The organism is Streptomyces sp. TRM68416 (assembly GCF_014596915.1).
Classification (GTDB): Bacteria; Actinomycetota; Actinomycetes; order Streptomycetales; family Streptomycetaceae; genus Streptomyces.
The window spans coordinates 1-23,993 of the sequence record NZ_JACVWU010000004.1 but is presented as its reverse complement, the minus strand read 5'-3'; the positions used below and the strand labels follow the sequence as shown (position 1 = coordinate 23,993).

Annotated in this window: 20 protein-coding genes and 1 pseudogene; 12 read left to right on the top strand and 9 right to left on the bottom strand. The window is 72.2% G+C overall.

Features of this window, described 5'->3' with window-relative positions:
* Positions 1-156: 156 nt before the first annotated feature.
* On the top strand, positions 157-1,047 hold the full coding sequence (locus ICC28_RS07610; protein WP_188287671.1) for an RNA polymerase sigma factor SigF: 891 nt from the start codon (positions 157-159) through the stop codon (positions 1,045-1,047).
* Positions 1,048-1,571: 524 nt separating this feature from the next.
* Here ICC28_RS07610 and ICC28_RS07605 read toward each other — a convergent pair.
* Entirely contained in the window at positions 1,572-1,766 is a 195-nt protein-coding gene (locus ICC28_RS07605) for a hypothetical protein (RefSeq protein ID WP_188287670.1), read from the bottom strand.
* Positions 1,767-1,972: 206 nt separating this feature from the next.
* Here ICC28_RS07605 and ICC28_RS07600 point away from each other — a divergent pair, with 206 nt between their 5' ends.
* The 4 genes from ICC28_RS07600 to ICC28_RS07585 all read left to right on the top strand — a co-directional run bounded on the left by ICC28_RS07600 (position 1,973) and on the right by ICC28_RS07585 (position 6,259).
* Positions 1,973-2,434 (top strand): MarR family winged helix-turn-helix transcriptional regulator, encoded by a 462-nt coding sequence (locus tag ICC28_RS07600; RefSeq protein WP_188287669.1) that lies wholly within the window; start codon positions 1,973-1,975, stop codon positions 2,432-2,434.
* A gap of 13 nt (positions 2,435-2,447) precedes the next feature.
* Positions 2,448-4,874 carry an MFS transporter gene (locus ICC28_RS07595; protein ID WP_188287668.1) on the top strand — a complete coding sequence of 809 codons (2,427 nt, stop codon included), beginning with the start codon at positions 2,448-2,450 and terminating at the stop codon, positions 4,872-4,874.
* 81 nt (positions 4,875-4,955) lie between these two features.
* Complete coding sequence (locus ICC28_RS07590; RefSeq protein WP_188287667.1) at positions 4,956-5,777, top strand: YceI family protein; 822 nt, start codon at positions 4,956-4,958, stop codon at positions 5,775-5,777.
* 5 nt (positions 5,778-5,782) lie between these two features.
* The gene (locus tag ICC28_RS07585) at positions 5,783-6,259 is read left to right on the top strand and encodes a PPOX class F420-dependent oxidoreductase (RefSeq protein WP_188287666.1); all 477 of its coding nucleotides are present in this window, start codon (positions 5,783-5,785) and stop codon (positions 6,257-6,259) included.
* A 271-nt stretch (positions 6,260-6,530) separates the two neighbouring features.
* Here the strand turns inward: ICC28_RS07585 and ICC28_RS07580 are convergent, their stop codons facing one another.
* Positions 6,531-7,283: a TetR/AcrR family transcriptional regulator gene (locus tag ICC28_RS07580; protein WP_188287665.1), complete on the bottom strand. Its 753-nt coding sequence runs from the start codon at positions 7,281-7,283 to the stop codon at positions 6,531-6,533.
* Positions 7,284-7,648: 365 nt separating this feature from the next.
* Here ICC28_RS07580 and ICC28_RS07575 point away from each other — a divergent pair, with 365 nt between their 5' ends.
* The 4 genes from ICC28_RS07575 (at position 7,649) to ICC28_RS07560 (ending at position 12,852) form a co-directional block, all read left to right on the top strand.
* Complete coding sequence (locus tag ICC28_RS07575) at positions 7,649-7,795, top strand: hypothetical protein (RefSeq protein ID WP_188287664.1); 147 nt, start codon at positions 7,649-7,651, stop codon at positions 7,793-7,795.
* A gap of 157 nt (positions 7,796-7,952) precedes the next feature.
* Positions 7,953-10,352, top strand: a complete 2,400-nt coding sequence (locus ICC28_RS07570; RefSeq protein ID WP_188287663.1) for a DUF4135 domain-containing protein — start codon at positions 7,953-7,955, stop codon at positions 10,350-10,352.
* Entirely contained in the window at positions 10,349-11,554 is a 1,206-nt protein-coding gene (locus ICC28_RS07565; protein ID WP_188287662.1) for a hypothetical protein, read from the top strand. The genes ICC28_RS07570 and ICC28_RS07565 overlap by 4 nt, the downstream gene beginning before the upstream one ends.
* Positions 11,551-12,852 (top strand): JmjC domain-containing protein, encoded by a 1,302-nt coding sequence (locus ICC28_RS07560; RefSeq protein WP_188287661.1) that lies wholly within the window; start codon positions 11,551-11,553, stop codon positions 12,850-12,852. Before ICC28_RS07565 ends, ICC28_RS07560 begins: the two co-directional genes overlap by 4 nt.
* Here the strand turns inward: ICC28_RS07560 and ICC28_RS07555 are convergent.
* From ICC28_RS07555 to ICC28_RS07525, 7 genes are all read right to left on the bottom strand, one after another.
* Positions 12,840-14,324: an MFS transporter gene (locus ICC28_RS07555; protein WP_188287660.1), complete on the bottom strand. Its 1,485-nt coding sequence runs from the start codon at positions 14,322-14,324 to the stop codon at positions 12,840-12,842. The genes ICC28_RS07560 and ICC28_RS07555 overlap by 13 nt on opposite strands.
* A gap of 52 nt (positions 14,325-14,376) precedes the next feature.
* Complete coding sequence (locus ICC28_RS07550) at positions 14,377-16,515, bottom strand: glycosyltransferase family 39 protein (RefSeq protein ID WP_188287659.1); 2,139 nt, start codon at positions 16,513-16,515, stop codon at positions 14,377-14,379.
* Complete coding sequence (locus tag ICC28_RS07545; protein ID WP_188288032.1) at positions 16,512-17,873, bottom strand: bifunctional glycosyltransferase family 2/GtrA family protein; 1,362 nt, start codon at positions 17,871-17,873, stop codon at positions 16,512-16,514. The genes ICC28_RS07550 and ICC28_RS07545 overlap by 4 nt, the downstream gene beginning before the upstream one ends.
* A 26-nt stretch (positions 17,874-17,899) precedes the next feature.
* A complete protein-coding gene (locus ICC28_RS07540; protein WP_188287658.1) occupies positions 17,900-19,492 on the bottom strand; it encodes a sensor histidine kinase in 1,593 nt (530 codons plus the stop codon).
* Complete coding sequence (locus tag ICC28_RS07535; RefSeq protein WP_188287657.1) at positions 19,489-20,229, bottom strand: response regulator transcription factor; 741 nt, start codon at positions 20,227-20,229, stop codon at positions 19,489-19,491. The genes ICC28_RS07540 and ICC28_RS07535 overlap by 4 nt, the downstream gene beginning before the upstream one ends.
* A gap of 132 nt (positions 20,230-20,361) precedes the next feature.
* The gene (locus tag ICC28_RS07530; RefSeq protein ID WP_188287656.1) at positions 20,362-21,231 is read right to left on the bottom strand and encodes a DUF2797 domain-containing protein; all 870 of its coding nucleotides are present in this window, start codon (positions 21,229-21,231) and stop codon (positions 20,362-20,364) included.
* An 85-nt stretch (positions 21,232-21,316) separates the two neighbouring features.
* Positions 21,317-21,703 (bottom strand): winged helix-turn-helix transcriptional regulator, encoded by a 387-nt coding sequence (locus ICC28_RS07525; RefSeq protein WP_188287655.1) that lies wholly within the window; start codon positions 21,701-21,703, stop codon positions 21,317-21,319.
* Positions 21,704-21,784: 81 nt separating this feature from the next.
* Between ICC28_RS07525 and ICC28_RS07520 the strand changes: the two genes are divergently transcribed.
* The 3 genes and pseudogenes from ICC28_RS07520 (at position 21,785) to ICC28_RS41240 (ending at position 23,627) form a co-directional block, all read left to right on the top strand.
* On the top strand, positions 21,785-22,627 hold the full coding sequence (locus ICC28_RS07520) for an NAD(P)H-binding protein (protein WP_188287654.1): 843 nt from the start codon (positions 21,785-21,787) through the stop codon (positions 22,625-22,627).
* A 174-nt stretch (positions 22,628-22,801) separates the two neighbouring features.
* Positions 22,802-23,185 (top strand): annotated as a pseudogene (locus tag ICC28_RS40355) (hypothetical protein); the annotation flags it as partial.
* Between the two features lie 118 nt (positions 23,186-23,303).
* The gene (locus tag ICC28_RS41240) at positions 23,304-23,627 is read left to right on the top strand and encodes an SCO0607 family lipoprotein (RefSeq protein WP_188287653.1); all 324 of its coding nucleotides are present in this window, start codon (positions 23,304-23,306) and stop codon (positions 23,625-23,627) included.
* Positions 23,628-23,993 lie beyond the last annotated feature (366 nt).

Sequence of the window (23,993 nt, the reverse complement as noted above, 5' to 3'; positions counted from 1 at the left end):
GTCTTACATGTCGACATGTCACTACAGCGTGTTGCCGACATGTGACATTCTGCGGGAAGCGCGTTTGCCGGGGCCTCGGCTCCGGTATTCAGGTGAAGGCTGACGTTCCTCGACGGGGCGTCCGCCGCGACCGTCCCGCGACCCAGAGGGGGTGGCATGTCCGCAGACCAGGGCAGCTCGAAGGTGCTCACGCTCACGAAGAGCGAGGCTGCGCCCGCGCTCGACGACGACGTAACGGCCCTTGTCGAGGCCGCGCCGACCCCGGCCCTTCCGGCGACCGGCGGAGCCATCGACACCCGCACCCTGTCCCGCTCCCTGTTCCTGCGGCTCGCCGCCCTCGACGAGGACAGCCCCGAGCGCGTGTACGTCCGGGACACCCTGATCGAGCTCAACCTCCCGCTCGTGCGCTACGCGGCGGCCCGCTTCCGCTCGCGCAACGAGCCGATGGAGGACATCGTCCAGGTCGGCACCATCGGCCTGATCAAGGCGATCGACCGCTTCGACTGCGAACGGGGCGTGGAGTTCCCGACGTTCGCGATGCCGACGGTCGTGGGCGAGATCAAGCGGTTCTTCCGGGACACGTCGTGGTCGGTGCGGGTGCCCCGGCGCCTCCAGGAGCTGCGCCTGGCGCTGACCAAGGCCAGCGACGAGCTCTCCCAGAAGCTGGACCGCTCGCCGACGGTCACCGAACTCGCCGCGGTGCTGGGCGTGTCCGAGGAGGACGTCGTCGACGGCCTCGCGGTCGGCAACGCGTACACGGCCTCCTCGCTGGACTCCCCGGCCCCGGAGGACGACGGCGGCGAGGGCTCCCTCGCGGACCGTCTCGGCTACGAGGACACCGCCCTGGAGGGCGTCGAGTACCGCGAGTCCCTCAAGCCGCTGCTGGCCAAACTCCCGCCCCGCGAGCGGCGGATCATCATGCTGCGCTTCTTCGCCAACATGACCCAGTCACAGATCGGCGAGGAGGTCGGCATCTCCCAGATGCACGTCTCCCGACTACTGACCCGCACCCTGGCCCAGCTCCGCGAGGGCTTGATCTCCGACTGAGGGAATCGCCTCCGGCCGAGGGGCTCGCCTCCGACTGAAGGCCTCGCCTTCGGCTGAGGGCCTCGTCTCCGGCCGAAGGAATCGCCTTCGGCTGAGGGCCTCGTCCCCGGCCGAGGGAATCGCCTCCGACCGAGGGAATCGTCCCCGGTTGAAGGACTCGCCTCCGACGTCGCGCCGCCACCGTGGCGCGACACCCCGGGCGGCGACATGGACACCTGGCCGCCGCGGCGCCACGACCGGCGTCTCGGCGGCCGTCGCGTGCCTGTGCAGCGCGCCGGTCGCGTGCGGGGGTGGTGAAGGGGCGGCGGGGGCCGTGTCGCCCGTCGGGGGCGCCGGGCGGGGTGACGCCGGTACGGCTCGACAGGGAGGCCGCGGGGCGGCGGGCGAGGCCGCGAAGTCCGCTGCGCGGACGGTCACTTCACCACCCGGCGCGAGGAGCGCCCGAGCGCGCCGACCCAGCAGCGCGCGGAGTCCGGTCGTACGCCGGTGAGTTCACCGCCGGCGTCGAGCCCGAGCGGCGCGGACTACTTCAGCGCCAGCCAGGCCACCGCGGCGACGATCGCGACCGCGGCGACGATGCCGATGATCAGGCCGATGCGGGGGCCGGCCGAGGCGGCCGCCTGCTGACGGCCCTGGGGGGCCTCGTCGACGAACGCGCGGAACATCTGGGTGCTGCCGGCGGGGTCGTGGTTGCCCTGGGGGTCCTGGGTGTTAGCCATGGGCCGAAACCCTAGCGAATGCGGGGGTGCAGCCCAAGTGCGGGACGACCCCCCGCACGGCCGGTCACGGAACCCACCCCACCTGCACATTTACGTTCGCAATACTTGCCTTTGCCAAGTTTTGAGCCGCAGCACCCTCCTATTTGTTGCCTGTAGCAACCAACGGCTTCTATGGTTGCCCTAAGCAACGAAAACCGGGAGGTGCCATGGCCGAGCAGGCGCTGTACGAGGAGCTCGTGCGGCAGTTCAGTGCCTTCGGCGCCGTGAAGCGGGAGCTGGGGCGGGCGCTGCCCGCCGACTGCCCGAGCGGGTCCGCCGCCGTGCTCACGCTGCTGGAACGGCACGGGGACATGCGGATGAGCAGGCTCGCGGAGCTGCTCTCCGTGGACATGTCCGTCACCAGCCGCCATGTCGCGCACCTCGCCGAACGCGGCTGGATCGACCGCTCCCCCGACCCGGCCGACAAGCGCGGCCGCATCCTGCGCCTCACCCCCGCGGGACATGCCCGGACGGAGGAGCTGGCCCGGTCCACCACCCGGCTGCTCGCCGAGCGCCTGAGCGACTGGAGCGACGAGGACGTCGACCGGCTCACGCGGCTCATGGCCCGGCTGAGGCGCTGCTTCGACACACACGAACAGTCCCCCCGTACACCCGCGATCACCACGTAAGAGAAGGAAGCCCATGGCAACGACCACACCAGCCGGTGTGCGGGCTCATGCCAAGCACGGAGGAGGCTCCGGCGAGGCTCCCATGACGCATCGGCAGATCATGGAGGCGCTCTCCGGGCTGCTGCTCGGCATGTTCGCCGCGATCCTGTCCTCCACCATCGTCTCCAACGCCCTGCCGGAGATCATCAAGGACCTCGGCGGCGGACAGAGCGCGTACACCTGGGTCGTGACCGCCGCGCTGCTGGCGATGACGGCGTCCACCCCGCTGTGGGGCAAGCTCGCCGACCTGGTCAGCAAGAAGGCCCTGGTCCAGACCGCCCTGGTCATCTACATCGTCGGCTCGGTCGTCGCCGGTGTGGCCCAGAACTCCGGGATGCTCATCGGCGCCCGGGTCATCCAGGGCATCGGGGCCGGCGGTCTGACCGCGCTCGCCCAGATCATCATGGCCGCGATGATCTCCCCGCGGGAGCGCGGCCGGTACTCCGGCTACCTCGGCGCGACCTTCGCGGTCGCGACCGTCGGCGGTCCGCTGGTCGGCGGGGTCATCACCGACACCGACTGGCTGGGCTGGCGCTGGTGCCTCTACGTGGGCGTGCCGTTCGCGCTGATCGCCCTGTTCGTCCTGCAGAAGACGCTGCACCTGCCGGAGAGCCGCCGCAAGGTCAAGGTCGACTGGGCGGGCGCCTTCTTCATCACCGCCGCCGTCAGCCTGCTCCTGATCTGGGTCACCTTCGCGGACGACAAGTACGACTGGCTGTCCTGGCAGACGTACTCGATGGTCGGCGGCGCGCTCCTGCTGACCCTGGTCTTCCTCCTGGTGGAGAGCCGGGCCGCCGAGCCGATCATCCCGCTGTACCTGTTCCGCAACCGCACCATCACGCTGGCCTCGGTCGCCTCGCTGTTCGTCGGTGTCGCGATGTTCGCGGGCACGGTGTTCTTCAGCCAGTACTTCCAGCTGGCCCGCGACAAGTCCCCGACCATGTCGGGCGTCATGACGATCCCGATGATCGCCGGTCTGTTCGTCTCCTCGACCGTCTCCGGCCAGATCATCACCAAGACCGGCAAGTGGAAGGCCTGGCTGGTCACGGGCGGTGTGCTGCTGACGGCCGGCCTCGGGCTCCTCGGCACGATGCGCTACGACACCGAGTACTGGAAGATCGCGATCTACATGGCGGTCATGGGCCTCGGCATCGGCATGATGATGCAGAACCTGGTGCTCTCCACGCAGAACCAGGTCGCCCCGCACGAACTCGGCGCCGCCAGCTCGGTCGTCACCTTCTTCCGGTCCCTCGGCGGCGCGATGGGCGTCTCGGCGCTCGGCTCCGTGATGTCCACCCGGATCACCCACTACGCCGAGGACACCATCGGCACGCTCAGCCCGCAGGAGCAGGCGGCCGCCGCCCGGTCCACGGGCACCGGGCAGCTTCCCGACATGGACGCGCTGCCCGCCCCGATCCGCACCTGGCTGGAGAGCGCCTACGGCCACGGCATCGCCGACATCTTCCTCTACGTCGCCCCCGTCGCCCTGCTCGCCTTCCTGGTGACGCTGTTCATCAAGGAGGTCCCGCTGCGGACGTCCGGCGCGCTGGTACAGGCGGCGCAGGACACCCGGCCGGAGGTCCCGGTCGCCGAGCCCGTTCAGGAGCCCGTTCAGGAGGAAACCGTGCAGGTCGCCGGTGGCGGCATCCCCGTACGCGGCTTCGTCCGCGACGCCGAGAGCGCGCCCGTGCCCCGGGCCGCGGTCACCCTGATCTCCCTGTCCGGGCGGCAACTGGGCCGCGCGGTGGCCCAGCCCGACGGCTCCTACGGCGTCGACGCGCCCGGCACGGGCTCCTACGTCCTGATCGCCTCCGCCGACGGCTTCCAGCCGCAGGCTTCCACGATCGTCGTGGGCGAGGAGCCGCTGACGTACGACGTGCTGCTCAGCGGCACCAGCGGGCTGGCCGGCGTGGTGCGGGCGGCCGAGGGCGCGCTGCCGGTCAAGGATGCGATGGTGGTCGTCACCGATGTGCGCGGGGACCTGCTGGCCACCGCCGCCACCGGTGAGCACGGCGAGTTCGCCTTCGCCGAACTGGTGCCGGGCACGGTGACCGTCGCGGTGAACGCCGCCGGGTTCCGGCCGCGTGCCCTGCCCGTCGAGATCGCCGGCACCGGCGTCACCCGGGTCGAGGTCGACCTCGACTCCGGCGCGCAGGTCCAGGGCGTCGTACGGGCGCCGCGGGGGCCGCTGGCCGACGCTCGGGTCACGCTCGTGGACGCGGCGGGCAACGTCGTGGGCACGGCGACGACCGGTGCGGACGGGGCGTACGCCTTCACCGACCTGGACGCCGGGGACTACACCGTCATCGCGACGGGCTACCCGCCGGTGGCCACGGCCCTGACCCTCGCCGGTCACGGGGTCGACGGCCACGACATCGAACTCGCCCACCCCGGCGAGTAGCCACCACAAGCCCCGGCCCGTGGCACACGCTCTGAGCGGAGGCGTGCGCCACGGGCCGGTTCCTGCGAGGAGTTACGTGAGATGGGACTGACCGCGAGGGTCCGCACCCGGGACGGATGGGCCGTGTCGCACGCGGTCGTCACGGTGACGGACATGGCCGGCGCACAGGTGCTGCGGGCGGAGGCGGACGCCGAGGGCGCCGTACGCGACCCCGGGCCACTGGCGCCCGGGGCGTACACCGTCATCGTCACCGCCGTCGGCTACGCGCCCGCCGCCGCGACCGCGATCGTCACCGCGTCGGGGCGGGCCGAGGTCGGCACGGTCACGCTGGCCCGGCAGGGCGGCGCCGAACTGCCGCCGCCCGGTCCGTGGACGGTCGACCCGGCGCACTCCACGGTCGGCGCGGTGGCCCGGCACCTCGGGATCTCCAGCGTGCACGGCCGCTTCACCGACTTCGCCGCGACGATCGAGATCGCGCCGGACGACGTCACCAAGTCACGGGTGGAGGCGGTGATCCGCGCCGCCTCCATCGACACGGGCAACACCGTGCGGGACACCCACCTGCGCTCCGCCGACTTCCTCGACGTCGAGACGCACCCCGAGATCACCTACCGCTCCACGGGTCTGACCGCGGCGGGCCCCGACCGGTGGACGGTCCACGGCGAACTCGGCCTGCACGGCGTCGTACGCCCCGTCGACCTCGACCTGTCCTACCTCGGCACCGGCCCCGACCCCTGGGGCGGCACCCGCGCCGCCTTCCGCGCCACGGCCGAACTGCACCGCGAGGACTTCGCGATGCACTACAACCAGGTGGTCCAGGCGGGCATCGCCGCCATCGGCACGACACTCAAGGTGGAACTGGAGGTGCAGGCGGTCCAGGGGGAGACGCTGCCCCTAGGCTGAGCCCCATGGCACCGAACATCGCGACCAACACCCGCGTCTCCCTCGACGAGTTGCTGGACTTCGTACGGCCGCGGCATCGCGCGATCCTGCTGACGCGGCGGGGCGACGGGGGCCCGCAGGGGTCGCCGCTGACGTGCGGGGTGGACGACTCCGGGCGGATCGTCGTCTCCACCTACCCCGAGCGCGCCAAGACGCGGAACGCCAAGCGGGACCCGCGGGTCGGCCTGATCGTGCTGAGCGACGACTGGGACGGGCCGTGGGTCCAGATCGACGGAACGGCCGAGGTCATCGACGCGCCGGACTCCGTGGAGCCGCTGGTCGAGTACTACCGCAACATCGCCGGCGAGCACCCGGACTGGGACGAGTACCGGGCCGCCATGGTCAAGCAGGGCAAGTCGATCATCCGCATCACGCCGGAGCGGTGGGGACCGGTGGCCACCGGCGGCTTCCCCGCGCGGCTTGTCGAGGGCGGCGACGGCTAGTTTCGGCGGCGCGGCCAGCCTCCCCTCCCGACGCGCCTACGAAGACCTGGTACGCGGAGCACGGCACCGGCGAACCGCTGGTGCGGGTGTACGGCGGCCTGGTGGACGCCCGGTTCTTCGAGCCGAACATCGGCCCGCCGGCCGAGCACGTCCACGTCTGCACACCGAACGCCGGGGCCACGGCCGCACTCCGGACGTGCCCGGCCGCGGGACCAGCCACCACGAGCCCGCAGCCGAACGGCAACACACCACCGCCCTCCCAGCGGAGCGCTCACGCCCTGGCCACCATCGCCTCGATGCCCGCGACCAGCAGGTCCAGGGCGAAGACGAAGTCGCGTTCGAGCATCTCCTCGACCGTGTCACCGCCCCGGGCCGCCATGATCTCCTTGGACTCCTCGATGACCTCGGCGGCGCTCGACGACTCGCTCACCGTGCTCATCGTGCGCCGGAAGTAGTCGTCGGGGGTCATCCCGGCGTCCTCGACCCGCGCGAAGAAGTGGCCCTCGACGGTGCCGTAGCCGTACACGAACTGGAAGACGGCCGAGATGGCGCCGGTCACGCCGTGCGCGGGCAGTCCCGTCCTGCGGATCACGCGCTGCACGGCACGGGAGAAGGACAGGGAGTTGGGGCCGATGTTGAGGTAGGTCCCGGCCAGCGGGGAGAGCCAGGGGTGACGGACCAGGAGCGCACGGTACTCGCGGGCCAGCGTGCGCAGTTGGTCACGCCAGTCCTCGTCCTCCGCGTCCGGGTCGGGCAGGCGGAGTTCGCCGTAGACCGAGTCGAGGGCGAGTTCGAGAAGGTCGTCCTTGGTGTCGACGTACCAGTAGACGGACATCGCCGTCACGTTCAGCTCGGCCGCCAGCCGTCGCATGGAGAACCTGGCCAGCCCCTCGGCATCCAGCAGCCGCACGGACGCCTCGGTGATCCGCCCCCGGTCCAGCCCGGAGGGCTGGCCTCCGCCGCGACCGCCCCGGCGCGCCTTGTCCTCCAGCCACACACTGGTCCGCCGGCCTGCCTTCACCATGGCGACGCACCTTCCTCGACTTCCGAAGTGCCGGTCATGCCAAGCCCCGATCCACCGGGCAGTCGTTGGGCCAGGGCTTGGGCATGAAGACGCGGATGTTCTCTGAGCCGGGATGATGGGACTTCCTACGGTTCCATATCCGCAGAGCAGGAAAGCACCCGCGAGATGCAATCCTCCCATGCCGGCGGGGTGGTGAGTACGCCAACTGTGCTGGTGTGACGCCGTGTCAGAACTATTTCCGGAAGGCCGAGTTCGATCTCCTGGCGCGAAAGATCTGTTGACGAAGCCGACAGTTCAAGGCAAAACTGAGCAGCGGTCTGCGCACATCGAGGCCTTTTTCTGCCCCCACTTGTCAGGAGGACCGCATGGAAGCTCCTACCGCACAAGCGATGCCGGCCGACACCATGATCGACGACGCGGAGTTCGACCTCGTGATCGGCGAGCTGGAGCAGGACGCGCCGAAGAGCCAGCAGCAGGCCAGCACCTGCATCCGCGTGTACTGCACCTTCTAGAAGGTGACGGGGAAGCTTTTGCGGAGGTAAAGCTTCCCCCTGAACGGAATCGGGTGCCGCCGAACTCGGCGGCACCCGACTCTTGTCGCGGGAAAGAATTCCAGTGGCTGGGCACATCGACGCAGAGCACGACCGTGACCACCCGGTGGGGGACCGAATGGAACTGCGCGACGTCGGCGACACCATCCGTGCGCCCGAAGTTCCCGTGGCGACCAGGAGGTTGCTGACCGCGTTGGCCGAAGGCCGGGCGGGCCGGGCGTTTCCGCCCGTGGTCGTGCCGGGGCCGGAGGGCACGCTCGCCGTCGAGCGTCCACTGGGCGGTCCGTCCGACGCGCGGGCGCTGGTGCACGCCCTGTCCGATCCCCGGTTCGCGCCGCTGCACGAGGTGCTGCGGCGGATCGACGCCTGGTCCGCGCGGGTCTCGGCCGAGACCCGGCAGGTCGAGCCGGAGTTGCTGCGAGCGGAGAATGCCGACCTGTTCGGGCCGCTGATCACCGAGACGCTGGAAGCCTGCGTGGCCGGGCCGGCCGAGCGGGCCGCGGCCTTCGCCGCCGAACGGGTCGGGCAGTACCTGGAGTTCCTGATCCTGTTCCTCGAACGGCTGGCCCGCGACCAGCCAGCCGACCGCCGGGTCACCGGCCTGTGGGCGAACGGCGCGGAGACGCACAACGGCGGGCAGCGGGTACTGCGGGTCGAGTTCGCCGACGGCGGCCGACTCGCGTACAAGCCACGGCCGGCCACCGGCGAGCTGCTGTTCCTGGCCGCCGAAGGCTCCGTGTTCGCGCTGCTCAACCAACTGCCCCCGGCGGCCGGGGAGATCATGCTGCCGACCATGGGCGTGCGGCAGGGCAGCGGGCCGGACCGGCCGTGCTACTCCTGGCAGGAGTGGATCGAGCCGCCTGGGACCTGGGGCGTGCTGCGGGCCGCGGGCCCGCTGAGCCTGCGCGGCGCCGTCCTGGAGCCCGAGGCGGCGGGCCGCTACTGGCACCGCGCCGGTTCACTGGCCGCAGCCGCGTTCGCCTTCGGGATCACGGACCTGATCGGCGGCAATGTACTGATCGGGCAGCGCCCGGAGGAGAGTGAGCCGCTCCCGTACCCGGTCGACCTGGAGTCCTACTTCGGCGCCCTGGACCGCCTGTTCGAGACCGGGCTGATGGCCGACCCGGCGGTCTCCGCCCACCACCACGCCGGGCTGGAGAACACCCCGCGCTGGTGCGAGCTGGACGGCCCCGCGACCTGCTGGCGCCCGCAGCCGGACGGCTCGCTGCGGCTCGAACGCCGGTCCCGGTCCCTGACCAGGACCGAGACCCGCTCGGTGGTCGGCGACACCGAGGGCCGGGTGGGCTACGGCCCGTACCTGCCGTCGCTGCTGCGCGGCATGTTCGACGCCTGGGTGCTGATGTGCCGCAACCGGGCCCGGATCGCCGAGTTCATCGGGGAGCGGGCGGCCGGGCACGTGGTGCGGGTGATCGCCCGGCCGACGGCAGAGTATCCGGACGGGGGCGACACCCCGTTCACCGGGAGCGAGTCGGCGCAGCTCGCCCGGGGCGACGTACCGTACTTCTTCCGGGCGGCCGACGGCGGCCCGCTGCTGGCGATGCGGATGCCGCCCGGCCGCGAACTGCGCGCAGACCCGGCCGAGGCACCCGAGTGGGGCGAGGGCCGGCCCCGCCCGCCGGTCGCCGCCGTACGCGAGGGCGGCAAGCTCGACCTCGCCGGACTCGGCATCGCGCTGCGCGACGCGGTCGAGTACGCGCACGACACCTCGACGGGGCCGGGCGAGCTGCACGATCCCGGGAACGGGGTGCGGCTCACACGACGCGGGCCGCGCGAGGGCGAGGTCTCCTTCGACTGGCCACAAGCGGGCCGCCGCGTCACCTACTCCTGGGACGAGGCGAAGCTGCGGCTGCGCATCGACCCGCTGACCGAGGCCGCCGGACCGGTCGAACCGGCAGGGCAGGAAAGGGAGTCCGGTACGGCTCCGAAGGGCGGGCCGGCGGCCCGGACGGGTGCCGAGATCCGCGAGCGGCTGCTGCGCTTCGGCCGACTCGACTCCGCGCTGCGCGGCCCCTGGGCGGCCGGGGGCTTCACCGACACCGAGCTGGAGGCGCGGCTGGAGCGGCTGACCGGCGCGGGGATCGCCTGGCTGCGCGGAGTGGTCGCCGAGCACGGCTGGCCCGGCCACGGCCTGGTCGGGCCGGAGGCCGCCACGGTCGCCGCCGCGCTGCTCCAACACCACCAGGGTGACCTCGACTTCCGGCGTGCGTGCCTGACCCTGATCGAGGCCGCGGCCGAAGCGGGCGACATGCTCCCGCGCGACGCGGCCTACCTCACCGACGCGCTGCGCCGGGCCGAGGGCCGGCCGCAGCTGTACGGCACGAAGTTCGAGCGGGCCGCGACCGGCGAGCTGCGGCCCTGCCCGATCGAGGACGAGGACCGGGTGGACGAGCGGCGCGCCGCCGCCGGACTGCAGCCGCTGGCCGCCTACGCGGCCCTGCTCGCGGAGAAGTACCCGGCACCCGAACCGGCAGCCGAGAACGAAGGGGTACGGGCGTGATCGCGACCGACTGGACCGAACTCCTCGCCCCGGCCTGGGGCAAGGAGCCCGCGCTGCTCACGGCCGCGGCGCCGACGGACCCCGCGCACCTGCACCGGACGGTCGTCGCCGCCTGCGCCTCGTTCCGGGCCGGCACGGTCTTCCGGACCTTCCCGCAGGTCCGCTTCCACACCGTGCTCGGCTGGCTCGGCGCGCCGGGCCGGCTGCTGCCCGACACCGGGGACCCGACCCCGGCCGCCTACCGGGCCCGGCTGCGCCGCGAGCCGGCCGGCAGCGGTCCGGACACCGGATTCCTTCTGCGCGTCCAGCAACCCCTGCACATCGACTACTCGTTGTGGGCCTCGGTCCGCGACGGCCTGGAGCGGCTGTGGCGCCGGGTCGGCCTGCCGTGCCTGCCGGTCGAGGCCGAGCTGACCGAGGGCGACGAGTACACCTGCGCCCGAGGCCTGGCCGCCCCTTCCGAACACGCGGTGCTGACCTGGGTGCTGGGCGGCACTCTGGAGGCCGAACTGCACATGGCGGACGGTCCCCTCCGGGTGCTGCGGGCCACCGCCGGTGAGCTGCTGTACTGGCCCGAGGGATCCCGCTGGCGCGAGCGCCACCTGGACGGCTGCCTGACGCTGCGGATCTCCGTTCCGCGCGCCCAGCGCCTGGCGGCCGAAGCCGTCAAGAACCTCCTGGCGGAGGAGGTGGGGAAGCGGTTGGCGTACGACGGCACGGTGCCCTGTCTGCCCTATCCGCCGCCCGACGGCGAGCCGCCCGCTCCGACGCTCGCCATCGGCGAGGCGGCCCGCGCCGCGGCCGGAGGCCCGGAGCTGCCCGCCGCGCTGCGCACCCGGTGGGCGGCCTGGTGCTCCTCTGCCGGATTGGAGCCCGCTCCCGACCCGCGCGAGGACGTGACCCTCGCCCCCGGGCAGCGGCTGCGGGTGGTGCGGGAGATCCTGCGGCAGCCGGACGGGCTCGGCCGGCGGATCTGGGCCGTCAACGGGCACGCCTTCCCGGTCGGCGGGGCGGCTGGAGAGCTGATAGCCCAACAGTTGCCGCTGGGCAGAGAACTGACGGTTGACGAGCTCTGCGGCGCGGTGGGCGTGGACGCGCAGAACGCCGCCGTAACCGCGTTGCTGCGCAAGCTCTACCGGCTGCGCGGGATCGAGCCGGCCGAGGCAGCCGAGACGGCCGAGGACGGAAGGGCGGACAGATGACGACCGCACACGCGAGCGAGCCGGCCGTCGTCCGGGGCCCGCTCGACTGGGACGAGTTCGCCGCGCTCTACTGGGACCGGCGCCCGGTGCTGATCAAGGCCGTCCGCCCTGCGCCCTACGAACTGGGCGAGGTCTTCGCCGCCGCCACGCTCGCCACCCGGCCGCCGAGCCCGCACCTGATGCCGCCGAACGCGCGGTTCGCCGTCGGCCGCTTCCAGCAGTCCGTACCGGCGGGCTGGTTCCCACGCGCCGAGGACGGCACCTTCGGCGGCTACCGGCTGCGACTGGACGATGAGTTGGCGGCCTTCTCGGCGGAGCGGCGGTACGCGCTGACGGTGCACGCCTTCCATGCCTTCCACTCCGCACAGTGGGAGCGCCAGCGCGCCTTCTTCGAACCGCTCTGGGAGCGCACGGGCCTGCCGCTGTCGGGGATCATCACCACGCTCTTCCACGGCAATTACGAGCACACCCCGGTGGGGGTCCACAAGGACCGCTTCGCGACCTTCATGTTCGCGCTCGAAGGCCGCAAGCGGATGCGGTTCTGGCCCGAGCGCCCGTGGACCGATCCGGTGACCACCGTGCTCGACTACCAGCCGTACCTGGCAAGCTCGTTCACCGCCGAGCCCGAGCCCGGTGACCTGCTGTACTGGCCGTCGGACTACTACCACGTCGGCGAGAGCGTGGACGGCGAACCCGCCACCAGCGTCAACATCGGTGTGCCGCGCGAGGGGCACCGAGCCGTCTACGACGTGGACGACCTGCTGCTCGGCCTGCCGGCGGACCCGACGGCCGCCCCGGACGTCGGCCTGATGCGGTTGCCCGCCGCCACCGCCCCGCTCTCGGTGCCCGTGCCGTCGGCCGACGGCACGCTGCCCGAGGCACTCGAACAGACCCTGCGCGCCTTCCAGGAGTACCGCGACCCCGAGCGGATCCAGGAGCGGGTCACCGCCGCCGCGCTCCGCAACCTGACCGCGGCCGGCCTGAGCCCCGCCCCGCCGCCCGAGGCACCGCGACCGCTCACCGACCCCACGGTGGTCCGGGCCCGCGCCCGGGTGCTGCACGCACCAGCGGGTGGCGTGCACCTCTGCGCCGCCAACGGACACGTGACCGGCACCGCCCTGAGCCCGCGGCATCTGGAACCGCTGCTGCACGGCCTGGCCGGTACCGAGCCGGCTCCGCTGCCGGTGGGCGAACTGCTGGCCGCCCTGCCGCCCGCCGCCGTGGCGGAGGCCCGCCACCTGCTGGAGGTCCTGGAAAGCTTCCGCGCCCTGAGCCGGGTGGGCGTTCACCGCCCCTGAGTCTGCCGCTCGGCCCGGCGCAACAACGCCGCCGCGACCACACCCCCCAGCAGCACGGCCAACGCCCCCACCAACTGGCTGCTCTCCAGGCCGGAGGCGAACGCGTCCGTGATCTTCCCCTGCTCCTCCGCCGACCCCGCCTTCTCAAGCGCCGCGGGCAGACTGCTCGCCGCCACCGGAATCAGCGCCGCGAACCGGGAGTTGAGCACCGCCCCGAGCACGGCCACCCCCAGCCCCTGCCCGAACTCCGCCACGGTCCCGTTGATGCCCGCCCCGATCCCGGCCTTCTCCGGCGGAATCGAGCTCATGATCGCGTGTGCCATCGCCGGGTTGGCGACCGCCGCGCCCGCGCCGATGAGCAGCAGCCCGAGCAGCGTCCCGGCGTAACCGCCGGACGCGAGCAGCGCGATCGACGCCAGGCCGCCGGACATCAGGGTCATGCCCACGCCGATGGCCGCCGGGGTCCCGAGCCGCGCCGCCCACTTCGCGGCCACGCCGGAGAAGTTCAGCGCCACGATCGCGAGCGCGAGCGGCGCCGTGCGCAGGCCCGCCTCCAGGGGGGAGTACCCGAGGACGAACTGCATGTGCTGGGTGAGCAGGAAGAGCGAGCCGCCCATGCCGAAGGTGATCAGGACCGCGCCCGCGATGGCGCCGGTGAACCGCTGGTTCCTGAAGAAGTGCAGGTCGAGCATGGGGTACGGAATCCGGCTCTCCCAGTGTGCGAACCCGGCCAGCACCGCGACCGCGACGGCCGCCGACGTCAGCACCCGGGACGAGGTCCAGCCGTGCTCGGGACCGGAGATGATCGCGAAGACCAAGGAGGCCATGCCGATCGTCGACAGCAGGGCGCCGAGCAGGTCGGGCCGGTCGCCCCGGGGGTTCTTGGACTCGGGGACCAGGGTGACGGCCGCGACCAGGCCCAGCGCCACGACCGGCAGGTTGATCAGGAAGATCGCGCCCCACCAGAAGTGGTCCAGCATGAAGCCGCCGAGCAGCGGGCCGCACGCGAAGCCGAGGGCGTTGACCGCGGCCCAGATGCCGATCGCCCGGGCGTGCTCCTCGGGCGCGAAGATCTGCATCACGACCGCGAGCGTGGTGGTCAGCAGCAGCGCGCCGCCGACCCCCATCCCGGCCCGCGCGGCGATCAACTGGCCGGTGCTGTCGGCGAGTCCGGCCGCCAGCGAGCCGGCGCCGAACAGGGCAAGGCCCGCGATGAGCATCTTCTTGCGGCCGTAGCGGTCGGCGGCGCTGCCCGCGGTGAGCAGCAGTCCGGACTGCACCAGCGAGTACGCGTTGATCATCCACTGGATGTCCGCGGTGGCCGCGCCCAACTCCCGGGTGAGGGAGGGGATCGCCACGTTCAGCACGGTGTTGTCGAGGACGACGGTGAGCTGGGCCAGGCAGATGACACCGAGGATCAGCCAGCGCTGGGGGTGCCCCTGGGAGACGGTGACGGGCGCGGGAGCGGACATGCCGTACACCGTATAGCGGCCCCTATACGGCGTACAGCGATTTCCGCGTCCGTCAGCCGCTCGCCTCCTGCGTCAGGTCGTAGAAGGTGGACGAACCGACCGTCACCTCCTGGAAGTTGGCCTCGACCCACGCCGTGATCTGCGCGGACGTACCGCTGCCGCTGCCGCCCGTGCGGCCGCCCGTGCCGGACGCGATGAAGTAGTGGATCCTGCCTTCCGCCACGTACTCCTTGAACTGGGCCAGGGTCGGGGACGGGTCGGTGCCGTTGAAGCCGCCGATCGCCATGACCGGTTCGCCGGTGGAGAGCTGGTAGCTCGCGGCGTTCTGGGCGCCGATGGCCGCGGCGACCCAGGTGTAGTCCCCGGCGTCCGTCTCCAGCAGCTCCTTGGCCTCGTCGGAGACCGCGGCGCCGTTGAGCAGGCCGCCCATGCCGCCGCCCATGCCGCCGTCCATGCCGCCGTCCGGGCGGGCCTGGGTGCCGCCGTTGCCGTTCTGTTGGCCCTGTCGGCCTGGCACGCCGCCGCCGAAGCCGTCGTTGCCGCCGTTTCCGCCGTTTCCGCCGGTCGGAGGCTGGCCCATGCCGCCGCCCTGCTGCCCCTGCTGCCCCTGCTGGCCGGGCATGCCGCCCCCGCCCCCCGGGAAGCCGCCGCCACCGCCCGGGCCACCGCCCCGGCCGCCCGCCACCGACGGTCCCGCCGTCACGATCGAGCCGGTGTGGCCCTCGTTCACCGTGGTGAGGGTGTACGCGGTCGGCCCGGCCAACGCGGCCACGAGACCCAACCCGACGATTCCGCGCGCCAGTTGACGACCGAGCCGCCCGGCGAAGACCAGGCCGAGCGCGGCGCCCAGGCCGCCCACCAGCACCAGCCACTTCAGCCAGGGCAGATAGTCGGAGGAGCGGTTGAGAAGGACGTACCCCCATGCCGCCGTCGCCGTCATCGCCGCCGCCAGGGTCAGCGACGCCCACGCCTTGTCGCGCTTCTCCCACAGCAGCGCCGAGCCCATGCCGATCAGCGGGGCGACGTAGGGGGCGAGGGCGACGGTGTAGTACTCGTGGAAGATGCCCTGCATGTAGCTGAAGACCACCATGGTGATCAGCAGCGCGCCGCCCCAGACGAGGAACGAGCCGCGGGTCACCGAGGTCCGCTTCGCCTTGCGCGTGGCCACCAGGCCCGCGACCAGCAGGATCAGCGCGGCCGGGATCAGCCAGGAGACCTGGCCGCCGATGCCGGCGCCGAACAGCCGGTCCCAGCCGGTCTCGCCCCAGTTGCCGCCGCCGTTGCCGCCACGGCCGCCGACGCTGCCGGTCTCGTTGCCGTTCAGCCGGCCCAGGCCGTTGTAGCCGAAGGTCAGCTCCAGGAAGGAGTTGTTCTGCGAGCCGCCGATGTACGGGCGGGAGGACGCCGGCCACAGCTCGACGATCGCGACCCACCAGCCGCCGGAGACGACGATCGCGCCGAGTCCGGCGGCCAGTTGGCCGATGCGCTTCTTCACCGTCACCGGGGCGCAGACGCCGTAGACGAGGGCGAGGGCGGGCAGGATCAGGAAGGCCTGGAGGGTCTTGGCGAGGAAGGCGAAGCCGATGGCCGCACCGGCCCACAGCAGCCACCCGGTCCGGCCGTCCTCCAGGCCGCGGATGACGAAGTAGCAGGCCAGCGCCATGAGCAGGGCCAGCATCGCGTCCGGGTTGTTGAACCGGAACATCAGCGCCGCGACCGGGGTGAGGGCGAGTATGGCCCCCGCGATCAGCCCGGCGGCCGGACTGAACCGGCGGCGGACGGCCGCGTGGACGACGGCGACCGTGCCGACACCCATCAGCACCTCGGGGACGAGGATCGCCCACGAGCTGAGCCCGAAGATCCTGACGGACAGGGCCATCGGCCACAGCGCGGCGGGCGGCTTGTCGACGGTGATGGCGTTGCCCGCGTCCAGCGAGCCGAAGAAGAACGCCTTCCAGGACTGGCTGCCCGCCTGCACGGCCGCGGAGTAGAAGGAGTTGGCGTAGCCGGAGGCGCTCAGGTTGTAGAGGTAGAGCACCGCGGTGGCGAGCAGCAGGCCGAGGAGGGCCGGGCGTGCCCAGCGCGGGTCCTCGGGGCGGCCGCGCCACAGTCTGCGCGCGAACGGCTGCCCCGGCTCGGACGCCGCGGGAGCCGGCGGCGCCTGTACGGCCGTACTGACGGTGGTGGTCATCGGGAGTCCCCCGGTTCGTCGTCGGCGGGGCGCACCGGCTGAAGCCGCATGGTGGCGTCCCTCCTGGAGTGGTCGGTGTACGTCGGAATCGGCGCCGCGACCGCCGGGGCCCCCGCCGCCCCGTCCTCCGGGAACACCCACACCCGGAAGAGCAGGAAGCGCAGCACGGTCGCCGCGAGGTTGGCGGCGATCAGGACCGCCAGTTCGGTGGAGTGCTCGGGGTCGGCGGTCGCCGCGTCGAGCGCGAGGAGCGAGCCGCTGGTCAGGGTGAGGCCGATGGCGAGGACGACCAGGCCCTGTGCCTGGTGCCGGACGACGCCGCCGCGGCCGCGCACCCCGAAGGTCAGCCGCCGGTTGGCGGCCGTGTTGGCGACCGCCGAGACCAGCAGTGCGAGGGCGTTGGCCACCTGCGAGCCGGTGAACTGGCGGAAGCCGCTGTAGAGCAGCAGGTAGAAGAGGGTGGACAGGGCGCCCACCACGCAGAACCCGACGAGCTGGCGGGCCAGCCCCATGGGCACGTCCTGGATCTCGCGGTCGCGCGGATCGTCGCCGAAGGGCCGGGCGAGCCGGTCCAGCGGCAGCGAACCGGTGGCCAGCGCCCGCCCGATCCGCCACACGCCCTTGAGGTCGTCGGTGGCCGTCCTGACGATGTGGACGGTCGAGTCCGGGTCGTCGACCCAGTCGACGGGCACCTCGTGGATCCGCAGTCCCGCGCGCTCGGCGACGATCAGCATCTCGGTGTCGAAGAACCAGCCGGTGTCCTCCACCAGCGGCAGCAGCACCTGGGCGACGTCACGGCGGATCGCCTTGAAGCCGCACTGGGCGTCCGAGAAGCGGGCCTGGAGGGAGCCGCGCAGGATGAGGTTGTAGGAGCGGCTGATGAACTCGCGCTTGGGCCCGCGGACCACTCTGCTGCTCCGGCTGAGCCGGGAGCCGATCGCCAGGTCGGAGTGGCCCGAGATCAGCGGGGCCACCAGCGGCAGCAGCGCGTTGAGGTCGGTGGACAGATCCACGTCCATGTAGGCGAGGACGGGGGCGTCCGAGGCGGACCACACGGTCCGCAGCGCCCGGCCGCGGCCCTTCTGCTCCAGCCGGAAGGCCCGGACCTCCGCCAGCTCCGCCGCCAGCCGCCGGGCCACCAGCGGGGTGGTGTCCGTGGACGCGTTGTCCGCGACCGTGATCCGGAACGCGTACGGGAAGGTGCGCCGGAGGTGCTCGTGCAGTCTCAGCACGCACGGCCGGAGGTCCTTCTCCTCGTTGTGGACGGGGACCACTACGTCCAGGACCGGCGTACCGGCTGCCGCGGCCGGGAGGTGCTCCCGCGCCGGCAGGGTGCCGGGAGAAGAGTCGGGTCGCATGTCGGTTCGCATGGAACCGACTCTTCTCAAGTGCCCTGTCGCACCCGTGTGGTGGCGCTGTGCTGTGCCTGTGAGTCGTGCGACGGCCCATGCCTTTCGGGGGCCGACGCGGGCAGGTGCAGGGTGAACACCGTGCGCCCGGGGACGCTGTCCACGGTCACCTCACCGCCGTGCGCCGCCGCCACGGCCTGCACGATGGCGAGCCCGAGGCCCGTGGAACCGGAGGCGCGGGAGCGCGAGGAGTCGCCGCGCGCGAACCGTTCGAAGACGTGCGGCAGCAGCTCGGGCGGGACGCCCTGGCCGTTGTCCTCGACGTCCACGCACATCCGTCCGCCGCGCCGCCGCACCCGCGCGGTGACGGTCGTGCCGGGCGCGGTGTGCTTGCGGGCGTTGCCCAGCAGGTTGACCAGCACCTGCTGGATGCGGGCCGCGTCCGCGTGGACGAGGGCCGGTTCGTCGGGCAGGTCGAGCCGCCAGTTGTGGTCCATTCCGGCCGCGTGCGCGTCGCTGACGGCGTCCACGACCAGCGGTACGAGGTCGGTCTCCGCGCACTGCAACGGCCGCCCCGCGTCCAGCCGGGCGAGCAGCAGCAGGTCCTCGACGAGCAGGGTCATCCGGCCCGCCTCGGACTCGATACGGCCGAGGGCGTGCCGGGTGTCGGGGCCTACGTCCTCCCTGCCGCGCCGGGTCAGCTCGGCGTAGCCGCGGATGGAGGCGAGCGGGGTACGCAGCTCGTGGCTGGCGTCGGCGACGAACTGGCGTACCCGCGTCTCGCTGCGCTGGCGTGCGTGCAGGGCGCCGTGGACGTGGTCCAGCATCCGGTTGAGGGCGACGCCCACCCGGCCGACCTCGGTGCGCGGGTCGCACTCGGACTCCGGGACGCGCTCGCTGAGGTTCACCTCGCCGGTGTGGAGCGGGAGTTCGGAGACCCGGGTGGCGGTGGCGGCGACCCTGCGCAGGGGGCGGGTGGCGACGCCGACGATGACCGTGCCCGCGAGGGAGGCGGCGACGAGACCGGCGGCGGTGACGCTGATCTCGATGAGGACGAGGGTGTTGAGGGTGCTGTTGACCTCGGTGGTGGGGATGGCGACGTAGTAGCTGCCGTTGACGCCGGTCCGGTACTCGACGCGGTACTCGCCGAGGTCGGCGAGGTCCGCGGTGTGCTTCTCGCCCTCCTCCTGGGACACGGAGTTGAGCGCCCGGATCTGGGCGTCGGTGAGGTCTACGGCCGCCATCCCGCTCACGTCGGAGGTGTTCTCGTCCTCTTCACCGACCTTGGCCGCGACGATGCTGCCGTCCCGCACCTCGGCGATGACCGTGCCCTTGGGCTGCGGTCCGCGGGTGACGAAGCCGTCGAGGGTGAAGGCGCCGACCTTGTCGCTCTTGGCGGGGTCGCCGCCGGGGGGCCCGCCGAACCCGGCCGCCCGGCCGACGGTCTCGGTCAGCCGCTCGTCGAGCTGCTCGTACAGATGCGACCGCAGCGCGAGCGTGGTCACGGTGCCGATCACCGCGCACACCACGGCGATCAGCACCACGGAGGCGACGACGAGCCGCGTCCGCAGGGTGCGCGGCTGACCCGCTCGCGCCTGCCGCGGACGCGTCCGTCGTCGCCCGCTCATGACGCGGCGGGCTTGATGAGATACCCGGCGCCGCGCCGGGTGTGGATCATCGGCTCCCGCCCGGCGTCGATCTTCCGTCGCAGGTAGGAGATGTACAGCTCGACGACGTTGGCCTGGCCGCCGAAGTCGTAGGACCAGACGCGGTCGAGGATCTGCGCCTTGCTGAGCACGCGCCGCGGGTTGCGCATGAGGAAGCGCAGCAGCTCGAACTCGGTGGCGGTCAGGTGGATGCTCTCGCCGCCCCGGCTGACCTCGTGACTGTCCTCGTCGAGAGTGAGGTCGCCGACGACCAGCACGGAGTCGGACCGGTGGTCGGCGGCGCCGGAGCGGCGGATCAGCCCGCGCAGCCGGGCCACGACCTCCTCCAGGGAGAACGGCTTGGTGACGTAGTCGTCGCCACCGGCGGTGAGTCCGGCGATACGGTCCTCCACGGCGTCCTTGGCGGTGAGGAAGAGGACAGGCACATCCGGGAGCTCCCGGCGCAGCCGCCCGAGGACGGTGAGCCCGTCCATGTCGGGCAGCATCATGTCCAGGACGACGGCGTCGGGCCGGAACTCGCGCGCGGCCTGGACGGCGCCCTGGCCGTCCCCCGCGCTGCGGATCTGCCAGCCCTCGTACCGCAGAGCCATGGACAGCAGCTCGGTGATCGACAGCTCGTCGTCCACCACAAGCACCCGGACGGGGCTCCCGTCCGGCCTCAGCAGTTCGGTGCGCCCCTGGGGCGAGGTCGTGGTCATGCTGCACACGGTGTCGGGGCCCTCTGAGAACACCCTTTCCACAACCTGTGATTTCCCTGAGAAACACACAGAGGGCTCTCAGGGGATGCCTGAGCAGCCGGCTTCCGCACCGCCCACGGCACACCGCACCGCTCAGAACAGCCCGTCCTGCGCGATCTCCGCCCCTCTGTGCCTCCGCACCGGAACGGACACCCCACCATCGGCCGCCACCAGCCCCCACCCCCTCATCAACCGCGTGTCGAGCACGATGACACCGCTCTCTGTCTCCAGGTGCAGGTCCGGACCGGCGGCCGCGAGCAGCCGCCCGCCGATCCCGCCACCGGCGACGAGCTCGGTCACCTCGCCGACGGCCGCGGGCAGCTCCGCGAGGCCGAACGCCTCGACGTGGTCGACGACCCGGCAGGGCTCGGGCGTCAGCGACTCCGGCAGCCCGGGGAGCGCCACCGCCCGTGCGTGCAGCTCCGCCACCTCGGCCGCCCGCTCCTCGGCCGAGCCCGGCAGCGCGGACCGTACCGCCCGCTTGTCGGCGTAGGGAATCCGGTCCGGCACCCGGAGCGCGGCGCGCAGCACTTCCTCGGTGCGCCGCGCGGCCATCAGCGGACCGGCGCCCAGCCAGCCGAAGCAGACGGCACCCTGCTCAAGCAGCCGTGCCGAACCGCGCTCGACCGCGGTGATCCCGACCTTGACCATGCCGGGCCCGAACCACGCCAGATATACGTGGTACGGCCGTGGATCGTCGGCGACGGTGTCGGCGGCGACCGAGTGCGCCCGGTCCAGCCGCGCACACTCCTCGCACCGCACCCCCGTACTGCGCCCCGGCACGACCGCCCGCACCGGGCACGCATGCCCCCGCGCTCCCACGCATGTCCGCACACCCCCTTCCGCGACCCCGAAGGCCACCCGTCTCCCCCGGGTCAACGCACTGCGCCGACCCCCGTCCCACACCAGCTCAGGACCGCCCACGGACCAGCGCAGCCCCGAGCACCTCCATGTCCGTGCCATCACCTCCGAGACTAGGCGGAGCCACTGACAACGGCGCCGGTCTCCGTCTGAGCCGCGGCGCCCTCCCGCAGCCGGTGACCGAGGCTCAGCCCCGCTCGTCGTAGGCCTTCCGGGCCAGCTCCACCCGGTCGAGGTTGACCGACCACTCGGACAGGGCGTGGAACAACGGCGCCAGGCTGCGCCCGAGTTCGCTGATCTCGTACTCCACGCGCGGCGGGACCTCCGCGTAGTACGTGCGCACGACGAGGCCGTCGCGCTCCAGCTGCCGCAGCCGCTGGGTCAGCACCTTGGGCGTGATCGTGGCGATACGCCGCTCCAGCTCGACGAAGCGCTGGCGGCCGTACTCGTGGAGGGACCACAGGATCGGGGTGGTCCACCGGCTGAAGACGATGTCGACGACGGGCGCGATGGGGCAGGCGTTCTCGGGCGTCCCGTCGAATGTGTCCTCGGTCACATCAACCCCTCTCCCCATTACTTTCCTCTAGGTACCTACTAACTCCACAAAAGTAGCGTGCTCAGCAAGGGAGTTGACCACTCGGAACGGAGTACGACGATGATCGTGGTGACCGGAGCGACGGGCAAGGTCGGACAGCCGCTGGTGCGAGCGCTGGTCGAGGCGGGCGAGGACGTGACGGCGGTGTCCCGGAACGTGCCCGCCCGGAACGTGCCCGCCCGGGACCTGCCGCCGGGGGTCCGCCACCATCGGGCCGACCTGGCCGAACCGGAACAACTCAAACCCGCCCTGGACGGGGCCGACGCCCTCTTCCTCCTCACCTCGGGCGAGTTCATCGGCTCCGGCGGCGACCTCGGCCCGGCCCTGGACACCGCACGGGCCGCCGGGGTGGGCCGCGTGGTGCTGCTGTCCTCGCAGGGCGTCGGCACGGGCCACCATCCACCCGTGCTGGAGGACGCCGTACGGGCCTCGGGCCTCGACTGGACGCTGCTGCGTCCCGGCGGCTTCCACTCCAACACCCTCCTGTGGGCCGACACGGTCCGCACCCGCCGCGAGGTCGTGGCCCCCTTCGGCGACGTGGCCCTGCCGACGATCGACCCGGCCGACATCGCCGGTGCCGCGGCGGCAACCCTGCGCGGCAGCGGCCACACCGGCAGGATCTACGACCTGACCGGCCCCGCCCCCATCACCCCCCGGAAGCAGACCGCGGCGATCCAGCAAGCCCTGGGCGAGCCGGTGCGGTTCGTGGAACAGAGCCGGTCGGAGGCCCGCGCCCACATGCTGGCGTTCATGCCGGAACCGGTCGTGGAGAGCACCCTCGACATGCTGGGCACCCCGCCCCCCGCACTGCGCCGGGTGAGCCCGGACACGGAACTCCTCCTCGGCCGCCCCGCCCGCCCGTTCGCACACTGGGCACTGACCAACGCGGCGGCCTTCAGATGACCGCGCTCCCCAAGGGGTTGAACCCAACTCCCTTGGTAGGGCTGGCACCACCCCCAACCCGGTAGTCCGCCACCTCGTACGCAGCGCGGATGAAGGGGATCGTTGTACCCGGCTGATCAAGGCACCCGACCAGGTGCCACCAGCTTCAACGGCCCCCTCCCGGAAGGAAGTTCCATGACGCCGCCGCTCGCCTCCTTCGCCCGCTTCGTGGTGTGCGGGGGCGGCGTCGGACTGGCCTCCGGCGCCCTGGTGCCGGTGCTCGCGAACTCGATCCCCTGGGCCCTGGCCAACGCCCTGATCACCGTGGCCTCCACCCTCCTCTGCACCGAGTTGCACGCCCTCTTCACCTTCGGCACCGGCACCCGCCCCGGCCTGCGCCAACACCTCCAGTCAGCAGGCTCGGCAACGGCCGCCTACGCGCTGACATCCGCCGCCATCCTCGTACTCCACCTGCTGCACCCGTCCCCCACCCTCCTGTGGGAACAAACGGTCTACCTCACCGCCTCCGCCCTCGCCGGCATCGCCCGCTTCCTGGTGCTGCGCCTGTTCGTCTTCGCCAAGAGCCCCACCAGTCCGAACACCAGTAACCGGCTGAGTACCGCTACTCAGGACGCAGCGACCGACGACGACAAGAGTGAGGCACGAACCGGCCGACGCCCGGAAACAGGAGACGAACGTGCCCAAGCCCTCCAGGACCAGCCGCCCCGCCCGCTACCGCCTCACCACCGCGGCCCTCACCGGCACGGCAGCCCTCACCCTCACCGGCTGCTCCGGCTTCGACTTCCGGGAGAACATCTGCCGGAGCAGCGAATACCCCGTACTGGCCGTGGGCAGCACCGGCTCGGGCTGCGTCCCGAACGACGAGGAACCCATGCCGGGATACACCCGCTACCCAGAGGGCAAGGTGCCCCAACACGTCGACGACAAGTGGGACGTCTACTGGCGCACCCACACCCTCGACAAGTCCGGCAACATCATCAAGGCCCCGGACACCGAATGACCCGCCCCGCCCCCAGCTCGCTGTGCTGGCGGCCACGGTAGGGCACCAGCAACAGGGCCGAGACGGACTGGTGGGAAGCACAACGGCGTCGTGACTCATCCGCTCCGACCTCGGTGGATCCGAGGCCAAGGCCCCGCTGTTCCCCGTGAGGCATGCGAATGGCACGACTCCCGGCCCCTTTCTGTCAGTGCCTGCGGCTAGGGTGCGTCCGCCAACAAGGGCAATGCTCTGGGGAGGGGCTGTGGGGGCCAAGACGGGACTGCTGGTGTACGCGGACGGCGACGTGCCGGGGTTGCTGCGGCAAGTGGGGGCTGCGGACCTGGACCGAACGGTCACCATGATGCGGCGGCTCTACCCCGGCTGGGA

Excerpts from the sequence above, each read along its gene's own strand:
- ICC28_RS07610 (WP_188287671.1), top strand. The coding sequence starts at position 157 with ATGTCCGCAGACCAGGGCAGCTCGAAGGTGCTCACGCTCACGAAGAGC.
- ICC28_RS07605 (WP_188287670.1), bottom strand. The coding sequence starts at position 1,766 with ATGGCTAACACCCAGGACCCCCAGGGCAACCACGACCCCGCCGGCAGC.
- ICC28_RS07600 (WP_188287669.1), top strand. The coding sequence starts at position 1,973 with ATGGCCGAGCAGGCGCTGTACGAGGAGCTCGTGCGGCAGTTCAGTGCC.
- ICC28_RS07595 (WP_188287668.1), top strand. The coding sequence starts at position 2,448 with ATGGCAACGACCACACCAGCCGGTGTGCGGGCTCATGCCAAGCACGGA.
- ICC28_RS07590 (WP_188287667.1), top strand. The coding sequence starts at position 4,956 with ATGGGACTGACCGCGAGGGTCCGCACCCGGGACGGATGGGCCGTGTCG.
- ICC28_RS07585 (WP_188287666.1), top strand. The coding sequence starts at position 5,783 with ATGGCACCGAACATCGCGACCAACACCCGCGTCTCCCTCGACGAGTTG.
- ICC28_RS07580 (WP_188287665.1), bottom strand. The coding sequence starts at position 7,283 with ATGGTGAAGGCAGGCCGGCGGACCAGTGTGTGGCTGGAGGACAAGGCG.
- ICC28_RS07575 (WP_188287664.1), top strand. The coding sequence starts at position 7,649 with ATGGAAGCTCCTACCGCACAAGCGATGCCGGCCGACACCATGATCGAC.
- ICC28_RS07570 (WP_188287663.1), top strand. The coding sequence starts at position 7,953 with ATGGAACTGCGCGACGTCGGCGACACCATCCGTGCGCCCGAAGTTCCC.
- ICC28_RS07560 (WP_188287661.1), top strand. The coding sequence starts at position 11,551 with ATGACGACCGCACACGCGAGCGAGCCGGCCGTCGTCCGGGGCCCGCTC.
- ICC28_RS07555 (WP_188287660.1), bottom strand. The coding sequence starts at position 14,324 with ATGTCCGCTCCCGCGCCCGTCACCGTCTCCCAGGGGCACCCCCAGCGC.
- ICC28_RS07550 (WP_188287659.1), bottom strand. The coding sequence starts at position 16,515 with ATGACCACCACCGTCAGTACGGCCGTACAGGCGCCGCCGGCTCCCGCG.
- ICC28_RS07545 (WP_188288032.1), bottom strand. The coding sequence starts at position 17,873 with ATGCGACCCGACTCTTCTCCCGGCACCCTGCCGGCGCGGGAGCACCTC.
- ICC28_RS07540 (WP_188287658.1), bottom strand. The coding sequence starts at position 19,492 with ATGAGCGGGCGACGACGGACGCGTCCGCGGCAGGCGCGAGCGGGTCAG.
- ICC28_RS07535 (WP_188287657.1), bottom strand. The coding sequence starts at position 20,229 with ATGACCACGACCTCGCCCCAGGGGCGCACCGAACTGCTGAGGCCGGAC.
- ICC28_RS07530 (WP_188287656.1), bottom strand. The coding sequence starts at position 21,231 with ATGGCACGGACATGGAGGTGCTCGGGGCTGCGCTGGTCCGTGGGCGGT.
- ICC28_RS07525 (WP_188287655.1), bottom strand. The coding sequence starts at position 21,703 with ATGGGGAGAGGGGTTGATGTGACCGAGGACACATTCGACGGGACGCCC.
- ICC28_RS07520 (WP_188287654.1), top strand. The coding sequence starts at position 21,785 with ATGATCGTGGTGACCGGAGCGACGGGCAAGGTCGGACAGCCGCTGGTG.